General features: G+C 60.3%; 15 protein-coding genes and 2 pseudogenes. 8 read left to right on the plus strand and 9 right to left on the minus strand.

From position 1 onward, the window contains the following. Window positions 1–40: 40 nt before the first annotated feature. Window positions 41–244: pseudogene (locus IPK66_01250) on the minus strand (transposase). On the opposite strand from IPK66_01250, the pseudogene IPK66_01255 reads away from it, so the two are divergent. After that, window positions 240–422: pseudogene (locus IPK66_01255) on the plus strand (IS630 family transposase). The pseudogenes IPK66_01250 and IPK66_01255 overlap by 5 nt on opposite strands. 74 nt (window positions 423–496) lie before the next feature. On the opposite strand, the gene IPK66_01260 reads toward IPK66_01255, so the two are convergent. The 6 genes from IPK66_01260 to IPK66_01285 all read right to left on the minus strand — a co-directional run bounded on the left by IPK66_01260 (window position 497) and on the right by IPK66_01285 (window position 6,223). Then, window positions 497–1,099 (minus strand): MBL fold metallo-hydrolase, encoded by a 603-nt coding sequence (locus IPK66_01260; GenBank protein MBK8173961.1) that lies wholly within the window; start codon window positions 1,097–1,099, stop codon window positions 497–499. A 177-nt stretch (window positions 1,100–1,276) separates the two neighbouring features. Next, window positions 1,277–1,903 carry an SDR family oxidoreductase gene (locus tag IPK66_01265; protein MBK8173962.1) on the minus strand — a complete coding sequence of 209 codons (627 nt, stop codon included), beginning with the start codon at window positions 1,901–1,903 and terminating at the stop codon, window positions 1,277–1,279. A gap of 235 nt (window positions 1,904–2,138) precedes the next feature. Then, window positions 2,139–3,389 (minus strand): transcription termination factor Rho, encoded by a 1,251-nt coding sequence (gene rho / locus IPK66_01270; protein MBK8173963.1) that lies wholly within the window; start codon window positions 3,387–3,389, stop codon window positions 2,139–2,141. Between the two features lie 241 nt (window positions 3,390–3,630). Then, window positions 3,631–4,065, minus strand: a complete 435-nt coding sequence (gene hemJ / locus IPK66_01275) for a protoporphyrinogen oxidase HemJ (GenBank protein ID MBK8173964.1) — start codon at window positions 4,063–4,065, stop codon at window positions 3,631–3,633. A gap of 18 nt (window positions 4,066–4,083) precedes the next feature. Beyond that, complete coding sequence (gene hemH, locus IPK66_01280) at window positions 4,084–5,154, minus strand: ferrochelatase (GenBank protein MBK8173965.1); 1,071 nt, start codon at window positions 5,152–5,154, stop codon at window positions 4,084–4,086. After that, window positions 5,147–6,223, minus strand: coding sequence for a uroporphyrinogen decarboxylase (locus IPK66_01285; protein ID MBK8173966.1), 1,077 nt, complete (start codon window positions 6,221–6,223; stop codon window positions 5,147–5,149). The genes hemH and IPK66_01285 overlap by 8 nt, the downstream gene beginning before the upstream one ends. 455 nt (window positions 6,224–6,678) lie before the next feature. Here IPK66_01285 and IPK66_01290 point away from each other — a divergent pair, with 455 nt between their 5' ends. The 4 genes from IPK66_01290 (at window position 6,679) to dnaQ (ending at window position 9,654) form a co-directional block, all read left to right on the plus strand. After that, window positions 6,679–7,293 carry a Maf-like protein gene (locus IPK66_01290; GenBank protein MBK8173967.1) on the plus strand — a complete coding sequence of 205 codons (615 nt, stop codon included), beginning with the start codon at window positions 6,679–6,681 and terminating at the stop codon, window positions 7,291–7,293. Beyond that, complete coding sequence (locus IPK66_01295; protein MBK8173968.1) at window positions 7,290–8,204, plus strand: shikimate dehydrogenase; 915 nt, start codon at window positions 7,290–7,292, stop codon at window positions 8,202–8,204. Before IPK66_01290 ends, IPK66_01295 begins: the two co-directional genes overlap by 4 nt. Next, on the plus strand, window positions 8,201–8,809 hold the full coding sequence (locus tag IPK66_01300) for a dephospho-CoA kinase (GenBank protein ID MBK8173969.1): 609 nt from the start codon (window positions 8,201–8,203) through the stop codon (window positions 8,807–8,809). The genes IPK66_01295 and IPK66_01300 overlap by 4 nt, the downstream gene beginning before the upstream one ends. A gap of 116 nt (window positions 8,810–8,925) precedes the next feature. Next, entirely contained in the window at window positions 8,926–9,654 is a 729-nt protein-coding gene (gene dnaQ / locus IPK66_01305) for a DNA polymerase III subunit epsilon (protein ID MBK8173970.1), read from the plus strand. Between the two features lie 3 nt (window positions 9,655–9,657). Here dnaQ and secB read toward each other — a convergent pair whose 3' ends face one another. Together secB and IPK66_01315 are read right to left on the minus strand one after the other, a co-directional pair. Then, a complete protein-coding gene (secB, locus tag IPK66_01310; protein ID MBK8173971.1) occupies window positions 9,658–10,191 on the minus strand; it encodes a protein-export chaperone SecB in 534 nt (177 codons plus the stop codon). A 39-nt stretch (window positions 10,192–10,230) separates the two neighbouring features. Next, window positions 10,231–10,821: an FxsA family protein gene (locus tag IPK66_01315; protein MBK8173972.1), complete on the minus strand. Its 591-nt coding sequence runs from the start codon at window positions 10,819–10,821 to the stop codon at window positions 10,231–10,233. 156 nt (window positions 10,822–10,977) lie between these two features. Between IPK66_01315 and IPK66_01320 the strand changes: the two genes are divergently transcribed. The 3 genes from IPK66_01320 to IPK66_01330 all read left to right on the plus strand — a co-directional run bounded on the left by IPK66_01320 (window position 10,978) and on the right by IPK66_01330 (window position 13,818). Beyond that, entirely contained in the window at window positions 10,978–11,685 is a 708-nt protein-coding gene (locus tag IPK66_01320; GenBank protein ID MBK8173973.1) for a Tim44 domain-containing protein, read from the plus strand. A gap of 154 nt (window positions 11,686–11,839) precedes the next feature. Next, window positions 11,840–13,054 carry an MltA domain-containing protein gene (locus tag IPK66_01325; protein ID MBK8173974.1) on the plus strand — a complete coding sequence of 405 codons (1,215 nt, stop codon included), beginning with the start codon at window positions 11,840–11,842 and terminating at the stop codon, window positions 13,052–13,054. Between the two features lie 281 nt (window positions 13,055–13,335). Beyond that, window positions 13,336–13,818 (plus strand): Smr/MutS family protein, encoded by a 483-nt coding sequence (locus IPK66_01330; GenBank protein MBK8173975.1) that lies wholly within the window; start codon window positions 13,336–13,338, stop codon window positions 13,816–13,818. Window positions 13,819–13,889: the final 71 nt, after the last annotated feature.

Here is a 13,889-nt window from a genome sequence, read left to right on the forward strand (position 1 = left end):
CAGCCAAGGTGCCTGCCAATCGGCGATTGAGCACCAGTTTTCACACGGGCTCGGGATGGGCAAGCGCGCCGGGCGCGGAGCCCTCAGATTGCTCAAGCGCCCGGCGCGCTTCGGCGGGGATCTGGTTGCCGAGCGATGAGTGTGGCCTGACGGTGTTATAGTCGTAGCGCCAGAGGGCCAGCTTGCGGCGGGCATCGGCGAGGCTATCGAATATCTCTTCGTTGAGGCATTCATCGCGCAAGCTGACCAAGCGGCACCTGAAGCGCGGTGTCTTCCGTTCACTGGTCAACCTGCAGACCGCGATCATCCGCTTCCTCGACGAAACCAACGACGACCCGAAGCCCTTCGCCTGGACCACCGACCCCAACCGCATCATCGCCGCCGTCAAATGCGGGCCCCAAACATTGGATTCGATCCACTAGCGCTCAAAATCCCGGTTCGCAGGCACGACAAAGAGATCACGGCTGGCGAATGTCGTGAGCCGTAAAATAAGCAGCTATTTGCGAAAGCTCGCCACCAATGCGTCCAGGGACCCTTTGGCGCCGGACAGGATCGAGACCCCGTCGCCCATAAGCAGCGTTTCAATATCGAGCGCAGCCAGATCCTCAAGGCTGCGTCTCAGTTGCACGGGATCGTCCATGACCGCTTCGGGCAGGAGTCCGCACCTGCCGGGTGGATTGCCGATCACGGCATCGCCGACGAATAGCAGCTTTCTCGCTTCCCAGAACAATGCGACCTCGCCCGGGGACTTTCCCGATACGCCGACAACCAGCAACGGCCCAACGCGCTCGCCCACCTCCAGGGCATCGTCGATTTCCGCTCCCTCGCCGCGTGCGTGATCTCGATCGTGCGCATGGATCGCTGTTCGCGCGCCAAGCCGTGCACGAAGCAGATTGGAGGCCCGCGTATGGTTGCGGTTGGTCAACAGGATCCGCGTCGCTCCCATGGCAACTATCTCGTCGAGCACCGAATCCTCCGGCTCGACCGGATCGATACAAAGATTGCCGTCCGGATGGCGGATCAGATGGCCATTGAAATCATAGCCATGCCGCTCTGATCGCCGTGACCAGACGACGACGTCAGGGACGATTTCCCGCATTCCTCCCTCCTTACAAAGCTCCTGTGGGAACGATTATGGCGATTTATGCTGCCAGTAGTCCGGGTAATTGGATTAGCCATCCCCGTCGCGGTGCCGCAGAGCGTCGCCGCGCGAGAGGTGAATTACCCTTTTGGTGTTGCTCCAGCCGCGCTCGTCTTGGCCTGACGATCGAAAATGCTAGCGGCAAACCCACCCGCCGCACACGGGAAAGACCTGGCCAACGAAACAGTCTGCAGCCGGACTGCAGAGATAGGCGGCAAAGAGCGCGTCTTCGCGGGGAGAAACCAACCGACCGAGGGGAACCTCGCGCTTCAATCGTTCCTGAAATGCCGGGTTGGCCTGCACACTGGCGGGAAAATACGTCTGATTGTCGACAAAGTTCTGCGCGATCGCATTGATCTGCACATTGTGCGCCGCAGCTTCGATGCCGACCGCCTGAATATACGCCAGTTGCGCGCCTCTGGCCGCACTGTATGTCGAGGCCCGCTTCATCCCGCGCAATGCCGAAGCACTTCCGATCAGGAGGACTTTACCCGAACGGCGCGCGATCATCTGGGGGAGCACGGCTCGAACCAGCCGCGGGAGAGGATCGACCAGATGGGAGAAGACGCTGTGCCATTCATCTTCGCCGACGTCAACCGCCGGGGTCGTCGGCGCGGTGATTGCCAGATTAGCCACCAGGACGTCGATCCGCCCCGCCTCACTGACAATCGCGGCCGGCAGATCGGGCTCGGTCATTGCCCGACCATCGCTCACTACTTCCGCTCCGAGTTCCTCGAAAACCGCGCACAGGACCGGACCCATGAAGTCCGCCGCCTGTGTCACCAGTATTCTTAGGCCGCTCAAATCAGAGATGGTTTTCGCCCAACTTACGTGCCTGCAGTGTGAGGCCTTCCCCTCACCCTATCAAGGGCGGTGGTTAATTTAAAATGGTCTCGTTTCCGCCGTCAAACCTCGACCATCAGAATTTTGTCGTTTTTTCCTCGGCGGGTGCCTCGGCTTGAGCCAATCCACAACAACAGTTGCGCCGATCCACAAACTAACTGTTCATCGCTTCGAAAAATTCAGCGTTTGTCTTGGAGTTGCGCAGCTTGTCAATAAGAAACTCCATGGCATCGACCACACCCATCGGCATCAGCACGCGCCTCAATACCCACATCTTGGAAAGAGTAGCCTTGTCGACGAGCAGTTCCTCTTTCCGTGTGCCGGATTTCGTAATATCGATCGACGGCCATGTCCGCTTGTCTGCCAGCTTCCGATCGAGAATGATCTCCGAATTACCGGTTCCCTTGAACTCTTCAAAAATCACTTCATCCATCCGCGAACCCGTATCGATCAACGCGGTCGAAATGATCGTCAGCGATCCGCCTTCCTCGATGTTTCTTGCCGCGCCAAAAAAGCGCTTTGGCCGCTGCAGCGCGTTCGCATCGACGCCGCCGGTCAAGACCTTGCCCGATGACGGAACAACCGTGTTGTAAGCCCGGGCCAGTCGCGTGATCGAGTCCAGCAAAATCACCACGTCGCGCTTGTGCTCGACCAGCCGCTTCGCCTTTTCGATCACCATTTCAGCGACTTGCACGTGCCGCGCCGCAGGCTCATCGAAGGTAGAACTGACAACCTCACCCTTGACCGATCGTGCCATGTCGGTCACCTCTTCCGGGCGCTCATCGATGAGCAATACGATCAGATAGCATTCCGGATGGTTAGCGGCGACCGAGTGGGCGATATTCTGCAACATCACCGTTTTACCGGTTCGCGGTGGCGCGACGATCAGGGCGCGCTGCCCCTTGCCGATGGGCGTGATCAAATCAATCACCCGTGAGGTGATATCCTTGATCTGACCCACTTCCATGGACATCCGGTCCTGCGGATAAAGCGGCGTCAGGTTGTCAAAATTTATCCGGTGCCGGACTTCGATCGGATCGGCAAAATTGATGCTGGTTACGCGCAACAGGGCGAAATAGCGCTCTCCGTCCTTGGGTGAGCGGATTTCCCCTTCCACCGTGTCTCCTGTCCGCAGTCCGAAGCGGCGGACCTGGCTCGGGCTGACATAAATATCATCGGGCCCCGGCAGATAGTTCGCCTCAGGCGAACGCAGAAAACCAAAACCGTCCTGCAATACTTCGAGGACGCCGTCGCCAAAGATCGGCTGATCGTTTTCAGCGAGTTGCTTGAGGATTGCAAACATCATCTCCTGCTTGCGCAGGGAACTGGCGTTTTCAATCCGCAGTTCTTCCGCATAGCTCAACAACTCGGCCGGCGGCTTGGCCTTGAGTTCCTTAAGGTTCATTGGTGGATCGCGACTCCGAAATGACAACGCAAGCCAGAGATTGGCGGAGGGATTCCCTGAGATCCGACCGGGTCACCGCGGTGACCCATCTACAACGCCGACGCTTTCGCCGAGCGAACAGTGGGCGACGCTCTCTGGACCTTCGAAAAGAGGGAGTGAGAAATTCGTATGACTTGCTTTCACAATGCGGCATTGCACCGCACTTTGTCAAACTCAGATTTTGTCGCGCATCCGCCCAAACCTAAAAGGGTCGGACGACGGCCAGAACGACGATCCCGATCATCAGCACGGTGGGAACCTCGTTCATGAGGCGATAATAGCGAGCCGACCGGCGGTTTCGATCCGCAGCAAAATCGCGGCGCCACTTGGCCATCATGCCGTGCATCGCAGCAAGCACGAGAACAAGCGCGATTTTCGCGTGCAGCCAGCCCTGCGACCAAGCACCGGCACCCATTTCGACGATGAGCCAAATCCCGAAAACGAAGGATGTGACCATTGCCGGGTTCATGATGAAACGGAGCAAGCGGCGCTCCATGACCTTGAACGTCTCGGATGCCGGAGATCCCACCGGCTGGGCGCAGTGATAAACAAACAGACGCGGCAAGTAGAGCAACCCAGCCATCCACGAGATCACGCTGATCACGTGCAGTGCCTTGATCCACAGGTAAATGTCCACGATTTCCGTCCCTAGTCGTTAGGATCGTCCGAAGCGCCTGACACCACACCCAGCAAAAACTTTGGCGCATGAATCGCCGCATTGAGCGACAATGCGCACGGCCCCAGGATCAGTCGGTGCCGCGGCCGTTTCCACCAGATCGGCAAGCCCGGCAATGAATTCGCGCGAAGTGCCCACGGTCGCGACGCGCAGATAACGGGGCACCTTCAATTCATCGGCCCGCCGGCGATATTCGATGTCAAGTTCGACCAGCGTTTCGGAATGTTCAGAGACAAACGCCACGGGTACGACCACGACCGCCACCCGATCGTTGGCAGCGCGGACTAGTTCCTCGTCGATCGATGGACCGATCCACTTCAGTGGTCCGACCCTGCTTTGATAGCAAATCGCGTGATCCGCCCCGTCGCGCCGCAATCGCTCTGATAAGCGTTCAACGACCTGCGCCGTGGTCTGCTCGACATGCCCCTGGTACGGATCGCCGCGGGCAATAACCCGCTTCGGCAAGCCATGCGCCGAAAACAGCAAACGATAGCGCCCGTCGAGCCCGCCATCGTCGAGGGTCCGCGTAATCTCTCGCGCCATGGCATCAGCCAGACCTGCGAGCATCGGATAGCAGCAGACGATCGCGCTCGTATTTGAGATCCCAGCCCTTTCCGCCGCCACCGACCATGCATCGAAGGCGGACGCGGTCGTCGTCGTCGAGAACTGCGGATAAAGCGGGAGAAGAACAATGCGCCGGGCTGCGAAATCCGCGACATCCCGCGCAACCTCCTCGGCCATTGGATGCCAATACCGCATGCAAACGAACACCCGCGCCTCATGATCCCGCTCGACCAGCAGAGTCTCGAGGGCATTTGCCTGGTCGATCGTAAGCGGCAACAGCGGTGAGGCTCCGCCGAGCTGCGCATAAATATGCGCTGCCACCTTTGCCCGGCGGCGGGCGAGCAGAGAGGCCAATCGTCTGCGGAGGATAGACGGTACACCAATAATCGCTTTATCGTTGAAAAGATTAAATAAAAACGGCTCAACCGCGGACGGACGATCAGGACCGCCGAGATTGAACACGATTACCGCCAGGCGGTCATGCACCGGCCGTGACCCCCTGGTAGCCGAGGATTCGCTCGACGACGAGTTCGAGGTGCTGGGGCGGCGTATCCGGCAGAATCCCGTGGCCGAGATTAAACACGAACGGGCCCTCGCCCAGAGCGGCGAGAATGCGGTCAGTCGCCGCGCACAGGTTCTCGCCACCGACCCTCAGCAACTGGTTGTCGAGATTGCCCTGAACGGCACAGCGCGTTTGCAATTGCGTATGTATCCAGTGCACAGGAACACCAGAATCGCAACCGACACAGTCGACGCCGGACATCTCGGCGTAGTCGGCGTAGAGAACACCACACCCGCGCGGAAAGCCAATGATCGGCACCTGCGGATGGCGCACGGACAGCGCCTCGACAATCTGCGCCGTCGGCGCGGCTACCCATGTCATGAACTCTTCCGCCGCCAGCAGGCCCGCCCAACTGTCAAACAGTTGTATCGCCTCGGCCCCGCAGTCGATTTGGCGATCAAGATAGACGATGGTCGCATCGACCAAGCTCGCGATCAGCTTGGCGAAGCTCGCGGGATTTCGGTACGCCCATTGCCGGGCGCGGCTGCCGTCGGTTCCGCCGCGCCCTTCGATCATGTAGAGCGCAACGGTCCAGGGCGCCCCGGCAAATCCGATCAAGGCGACGTCGGCGGGAAGGGCACGAGTGATCCCGCGGACAGTTTCAAACACTGGCGCGAGGTGCTCCTCGACCCGTTCTGGTGTCAGACGAGCGATATCCTCCTCGCATCGCAGAGGCTCAAGCACCGGTCCCTGACCTTCGACGAAACGCACGCCGCTGCCGAGCGCGTCGGCAATCACCAAAATATCACTGAAAAGAATTGCCGCGTCCGGAGAAAACCGTCGCAACGGCTGCATCGTCGCTTCGATGGCCAGCTCAGGTGTATAGCAAAATTTTAGAAAATCAGTTTCTTGTCTTCTAAGCTGTTGATATTCCGGCAAATAACGGCCGGCCTGACGCATGAACCAGAACGGTGGCCGGGCGCAAGCTTGCCCGCGTAACGCTTGAATCAGCCTTTTTGCTTTAACCTGATCGATAATGTTGGGATTTTTCATCGGCAACACCGCACCTTTTCCCTCTTCATCCTTAAAAAAGAGAATCTATGAATGGGGGTAGTAGTTGTGCCGTGAGAAACGGGGATTGTCATATGTCCCCACGCTATCCCCATCCCGGCGCCCGACGCAACCGGATCGCCGTTATCGAGGAGCGATACCGTGGATAAACGAAAGCGGACGCGCACAGCGCACGGAAAGGGCGAGCCTTTTTTTGCATCCTGGTTACGGTTATCAAGGGCACAGTTTTGTCGTTCATGCCGTAGTCGTCCCCCGTCCTGGCTCCCTGTGGGCCGATCGTCCCCCGCGTTTTTGCCTGTGGATGCGAACCGGCTCTGCGTGCATCGTTCGAGGTCGACGAAAAACACCCACCGTTCATCCTCCGCTCATCCCCAGGCTCACCTGTGGACAAAAAGCGCCAGGCAGCTGATGACGGGAACCTTCGCGATGTCCTGGCGATGATCGCGCCCTGCGATGCCAAGGTTGTGCTGCTGGCGTCCGCCAGTGTCACGCGTGCGCAGATTCTTCAAAATGCCGGCGTTGCCTTCGAGGTGGATCATGCCCGTATCGACGAGGGCGCGATCAAAATCGCCTGTCAAGCCGGCGCGGTGCCGGTTGAGGAGGCGGCCGTTCGCCTCGCTGAGGCCAAGGCGATCGAGGTTGCGAGCCGTCATCCAAATCGCTTGGTCATCGGTGCCGATCAGTTGCTGGTTGGCGAGGCGGGCTGGTGCGATAAGCCGCAGACACGGCAAGCCGCACGGGCGACGCTCGAGAGTCTGCGCGGCGGCGAGCATCGTTTGGTGAGCGGTGTTGTCGTGGCAATCGACGCTACTGTCGTTTGGACGTACGTGGACGTCGCAACGCTTTCCATGCGCGATTACAGCGCGTCGTTCATCGATTGGTATCTTGACAGCATGCAGCCCGCCGACCTGCAGGTTGTTGGGGCCTGCCGGCTTGAAGGGCTCGGTGTGCAGGCCTTGGCACGCATCGAAGGCGATTATTTCACCATTCTGGGGCTTCCCTTATTGCCCCTGCTCGATTTTTTGCGCAGCCGAGGCATCGTTCCACGATGAGTGACGGAACCACGAGTTTGGAGACACGAAGCGAAGAATCCCAACGCGGAACGCGTCGGGAAGTGCCTCAGCGCGGAACGCGACTTGCCGGCGTTATCGGCTGGCCGATCGATCATTCCCTTTCGCCGCGATTGCATGGATTCTGGCTGAAGGCATACGGAATCGATGGTGCTTATATCCCGATGGCCGTGCGGGCGGAGGATCTCGCCGAGGCGCTGGCGGCGTTACCAAAACTTGGGTTTCGCGGCGTGAATATCACCGTTCCGCACAAGGAGAGGGCGTTGCGCCTCGTGCATGCGGCCACATCCGTAGCCCGGCGCATCGGCGCGGTGAATACGATTTGGATCGATGCGGACGGCAAGTTAACCGGTGATAATTCCGATGCCTTCGGATTTCTCGAGAATTTGCGTGAGAGCGTACCGGGCTGGGAAGCTGAACGGCGAGCATCAGTCGTCCTCGGCGCCGGCGGCGCGGCTCGGGCGGTGACGTTCGCGCTGCATGATTGCGGTGCGCCGGAAATTCGCATCGTCAACCGATCGTTCGATCGCAGCCAGCAGCTTGCAAACGATATCGGCAGCACAGCGCGCCCGGTGCCCTGGGCGGAGCGAGCCGCGGCGCTTGACGGCGCGGGCCTTCTCGTCAATGCAACCGTTCTGGGGATGCGTAACCATGCGCCGCTTGATCTTGATCTTTCGCTACTCCCACGCGATGCCGTCGTTTATGACATCGTCTATGTGCCATTGCGAACGCCTCTGCTTGTTGCGGGCGAACAGCGCGGCAATCCCGTCGTCGGCGGGTTGGGCATGCTCTTGCATCAGGCCCGTCCGGGCTTTTCTGCCTGGTTCGGGCGAATGCCCGACGTCACGGCGGATCTGCGCGCGCTGCTGACAGAAGGCGTCTTGAGCCGATGATTATCCTCGGCCTCACTGGGTCCATCGCGATGGGAAAGAGCACGGCCGCCGGAATGTTTCGCCGGCTCGGAATCCCGGTCCATGATGCGGATCAGGCGGTTCATCGTCTATTGGCAGCGCGCGGGGCTGCCGTGCCGCTAGTCGAACGCGCCTTTCCGGGCGTGGTTGATTGTGGCGCGATCGACCGCAAACGCCTGGGCGCGCGCGTCTTCGGCGACGACCGGGCGCTGAGATTGCTCGAGCGCATCTTGCATCCGCTGGTCGCCCGCGAGCGCGAGCACTTTCTCGGCCAGGCGAGACGGCAGCGGCGATCCCTTGTCGTTCTGGATATTCCGCTTCTCTACGAAACCGGCGCCGAGACCTTGTGTGACGCGGTTGTGGTCGTGTCCGCGCCGCAGTTCTTGCAGCTTACGCGCCTGCTGCAGCGCTCGAACATGACCCGGGAGCGGATCGCGGCAATCACGGCCCGACAGATGCCTGACGCGCAGAAGCGCCGACGCGCCGATTTCGTCATTCCATCCGGCCTCGGACGGGCCCCGACCTTCAAGGCGATCCGCCGGATTACCGAGCACCTGCGCGAGCGGCCTCGGGAGGCGGGTCCATGACGGGCATCGCGGGCTTGACGCCCCGCCTTTGCTGTAGGTCAGACGGGTGAGTCATACTTGTGTTTCGATATATATGAGATATTGACCCGTAATATCGCAAGATATAGATATTTCATATGAGAGAAGTTGTGCTCGATACTGAAACGACCGGGCTCAGCCCCACCGACGGTCACCGCATCGTTGAGATCGGTTGCGTCGAATTGCTGAATCACGTCCCGACGGGCAGGGACTATCATCGCTACGTCAACCCCGAGCGCAGCATGCCGAGCGAAGCCTTCGCCGTACATGGACTGTCGACGGATTTTCTCGCTGATAAGCCGACCTTTGCTGAAATCGCGAGCGAATTCTGTGAGTTCCTCGCGGACTCACCCTTGGTCATTCATAATGCCGCATTTGATCTCGGCTTTATCAATGCCGAGTTTGTTCGGCTCGAAATGCCGGCGTTGTCGGCGGAACGAGCCACCGATACGGTAAAGATGGCCCGTCAGAGGTTTCCGGGAGCACCGGCAAACCTCGATGCCCTGTGTCGGCGGTTCCAGATCGATATCAGCGATCGGGCGCTGCACGGCGCCCTTAAGGATGCGCAGCTTCTGGCAAGCGTCTATCTCGAATTGCTCGGCGGGCGCGAACCGGGCTTGAGTCTCGTTTCGAGCACGACGCGGCGACTGACGGGAATGGAGACGAGCGAGTGGATTGCTCGATTGGTTTTTCCGAACGAAGACGAGGAAGCCGCTCACCAGGCATTTGTCGGGCGGATACCTGACGCCCTCTGGCGCGAAGCCCGGGCGGCGTCGCCAGCGACGACCGCCCGCCCCAGACAGGGGAAGAAAAACTCGATCGTCTGAACGTCAGGCGGTCATGGTCGGCAGGATTTCGGGGTTCTGTCCTTCCTGCTGCTGCTTGACGTAAAGGGCAGCAAAATCGACCGGACCCAGCATCAATGGCAGAAATCCGCCGCTCATTGTTGTCGATGCCAGGATCTGGCGCGCGAACGGAAACAGCATCCGCGGACATTCGATGAGAAGAACGGGCCGGACGTCCTGTGGCTGGACGTTGATGGTGAATACGCCGCCGTAAGAGAGTTCGAGAATAAAGGCGACTTGTTCCGCGGACTTGCAATCGGCGCGGATTTCGAGCATGACCTCGAATATGTGAGCATCCACGTCCAGTGGCTTGGCCTGCACGTCCACTTTAATGGCGATTTCTGGTGGACGCTGCTGCATCTGCGCGAAGATTGCCGGAGCCGCAGGGACTTCGAACGAGAGGTCCTTGACGTACTGAGCGTTGATGACCAGCGGCGGCCGAGGTTCGGCTTGGGTCGTCGCGTCTTGCTTACCATTGCCGTTCGCTGTCCGCAGTCCGTCGGTTTGGGGCTCGGTCATGATGCCGTTCACTTCGTCCTGTTTCGTCGCGCGGACCTATCATGGATCGTCTGAACGGACAACCTCGGGTCCGCTGGTTCCATCCGCCGGTTTCCAAGGTGAGGGGGGACGATGGGTCGGTGCCTTACGCGGATCACCCTCGTTACTGTTTTGCGGAGAGGGACCATCTTCTTCGGATGGATTGACACGGACATAATCGCCGTCGATCACCGGGCCCGTGGCCGGACCGTTTGGCCCGTTCCCGTCCGGTGTGATTGTCCAAACCGCCACGCGGCCGGAGCGTTGGATACTCCGGTCAATCCATCGCCACAAACCTGAGCGAATCAAGGGAAACAACAGCATCAGGCCAAGGCCGTCGGAAACGAAGCCGGGGAAGATCAAAAGCAGCCCGCCAATGATCACGCAGGCCCCATCGAACATCTCGCGGGCGGGCGGTTTACCGGCAGCGAGGGTTTCCTGCGCCTGACGCAGAATTGAAAAGCCTTGCAGGCGCATGAGCGCGCTGCCGGCCACCACGGAGGCGAATAATAGGGCAATGGTAGGGCCCGTCCCAATGAAGCCACCCACCTCTATCAGGGAGGCGATATCAAGGATTGGCAATCCGATCAGAAACAAGATCATCAGGGGCATGCTTGCTCATCCCGCCTTACAGCCTTACATCCACCCTATCGCGTTTCCGGATTTGCCGAACCCAACTGGACCGAGCGCGGGCGAACCGGTAACGTAAGGGAAAGTAGAACACGAACCGACAGTCCGGATCAGCATTCAAGCACGCGACAGATCGCAATGAGTGACAGTTTTCAGTTTATAGACATCGTGCTTTTCGCACTCGTCGCTGGCTTTCTGATCCTGCGATTGCGGAGCGTTCTTGGTCGTCGCGACGGTCACGAGAACCGCACCCCAGACCCGTTCGCGCCAAGACCGAAGCCGGAGCACGCGGGCGAACAAGCGAACGACAAGGTCGTGCGGCTTCCTGAGCGGGGCGAGCGGCCAGGCGAGGCTCCTCCGTCGGCGGATGTGCCCGTCACCGGCTCCGACGGGCCGCTCGAGGTCGGATTAACGCAGATTAAGATCGCCGATCCGGCGTTTGATAGCGTCGAGTTCATTTCCGGGGCGCGAATTGCCTTCGAACTGATCTTGAATGCGTTCGTCGCTGGCGATGAAAAGACCCTCAAGCCGTTGCTCAGTCCCGAAGTCTACGAGAACTTTACGAGTCCGATTCAAGAAAGACAGGCGTCAGGCCAGCGCCTGGACATCAAGCTCGTCTCGCTGCGGTCTGCCGACATTGTCGAGGCCTATATGGCTGGGCGAACGGCACACGTCACGGTTCGCTTTTTGAGCGAGCAGATCTCTGCGACCTACGATGCCGCGGACGCGGTGGTTGACGGCGATCCCAGTGCCGTCACCGAAGTAACGGACTACTGGACGTTCGCGCGTGATACCCGCTCGCCTGATCCCAACTGGACGCTCGTCGCCACGGATAGCGCCGAATAACTGGCGAATCACCGCCGCCGCCGCGAGGACTCGGGCCAATCTGCGGCCAGGCTTTACGCAGGACAAATCGCCAGTTCACCAGCACCTTATCCTGGCCTTGAGCTGGATGCTGGACTCATGGTGCTTTAAACGGACACTTCGATACCAGGTGTCAATGTTCGAGGCGAGCGAGTTCATGGGGGTGCGGGCCGCAGGCGTAAAATCAGCGTGCATTACTCTGAGTGTCCTGTTCGGCACGCTGGCGCTGGCATCGTGTTCATCTTCGGATCATGCAACGAGTCGATCGTTGGTCTCGGCTCCGGCACCGCAAGCTCCCGGGACCCTGCCGCCGCGACTGGATCTCTCCCCGGCGCGCTTTGTCGATTTGCCGGACTGGCGCAACGATCAGCATGCCGAAGCGCTGGCCGCTTTGAAGCGATCGTGCCCTAAGTTCTCCAAGCAAAACCCCGCTCAGCCAGTGGGCTCGGCGTTTACGTTCGGCCGGGCCGGCCAATGGCAGGAACTCTGCGCGGCTGCATTTCTCGTTCCTGCCGGCAACGGGCCAGCGCGGGCGTTTTTCGAGCGCTGGTTCGTGCCGTACCGCGCGCACGATGGCGTGGACGACATGGGACTGTTCACCGGATATTACGAACCGGTGTTGCGTGGCTCCTGGGTTCGAACATCGCGCTACGCTGTGCCCATTTATCGCCTCCCCCCCGAGGCGGCGGCAGGAGCCGCGGGACGCAAATCAAGCGGCCCCGCGTTGCCGAGCCGGGCACAGATCGACCGTGGTGCCCTGTCCGGCCGGGGCCTCGAGCTGTTGTGGATCGACGATCCTGTCGATGCGTTTTTCTTGCATATCCAAGGATCGGGGATCGTACAAATGCAAGACGGAGCGTTGGTACGCATCGGCTTCGCGGGCAAGAACGGACATCCCTATGTGCCGATCGGAGCCGAACTCATTCAGCGGGGCGAAATTGCTCGAGAAGACATGTCGATGCAGGCGATCAGGACCTGGCTCGCAGGCCATCCGGGTGAGTCGACCAGGCTGATGCAGTCGAACCCGTCGTACGTTTTTTTTGATTTCGTTTCCGGCGATGGGCCGAAGGGGGCCCAAGGTGTCGCCCTGACCGCAGGCAGGAGCATGGCTGTCGATCCGCAGTTTGTTCCCTATGGCGTGCCGTTGTGGCTCGATACGAGCGATCCCATCGCAAATCAGCCGATGCGCCGCCTTGTCGTGGCGCAAGATACCGGCGGCGCCATTCGCGGCCCGGTGCGCGGCGATCTCTTCTGTGGCTCCGGTGCAACCGCCGGCGCAACCGCCGGTCTCATGAAGCAGGAAGGGCGCTGGTACTTGTTGTTGCCAAAGGCCGCCGTCGCCGCGAGCTGAAACCCACCGCGCGGGGGCGTGCGTGCGGCGCGGACCCAAGACCGGCGGTCAAGCCCAGCGCCCGCACCGGGCGGCCGGCCATTGCGGCGGTATTGAACCCACGGCGAATTTCAGCGATGACACGCGGACAGATACACATTTCATGCCCGCCGATGAGAACGATATTCGCTAAGGGAACTGGACGCCGGGCGAGTCGCGAACGATCGTTGAGCGCCGAGGATAGCCGGCTGTGGCGCCAAGCCATTGCTGATGTCGTGCCTCTTGCGCACAAGAGGCCGCAGATGCCTGCCGTCGATGATGCCCAGCCAAAGATTGGCGGCACGAATTCCCGCCTCCCGGCCATGGAGGCGCTGAAACGGCCGCCATCGTCGCAGCGTCATTTGGCGATCGATCCGCGGCGGAGTGAGCTTGAAAGACGGGTGGCGTTCGACAAACGCGTGCTCACTCGTCTTCGGCGGGGACAGATGGCACCCGAAGCGTGCATTGACCTGCACTGCTTAAGGCAAGCCGAAGCACACCGGACACTCGATCGTTTCCTTAGCGCCAGTCAGTCAGCGGGCCGGCGATGCGTTCTTGTCATTACCGGCAAGGGGTATGGCTCCGAAGGCGCGGTCGGCGTGCTGAAATCGATGGTTCCTCAATGGCTCGGCGAGCAGCCGTATCGTGCTCGCGTCATTGCCTTTGCCCACGCTGGCCCGGCCCACGGAGGCGAAGGCGCGCTCTATATCCTGCTGCGTCGGGCTAAGCGGCACGATCAGCTTTGATCGCGCCTCGCCGCGCAGCAAGGGCACACCCCACGCGCCATTATAGTGTGAAGGCGGGGACGATGGTGGCG

It is taken from the genome of Rhodospirillales bacterium (genome assembly GCA_016712595.1).
Taxonomy (GTDB): Bacteria; Pseudomonadota; Alphaproteobacteria; order Rhodospirillales; family Defluviicoccaceae; genus Defluviicoccus.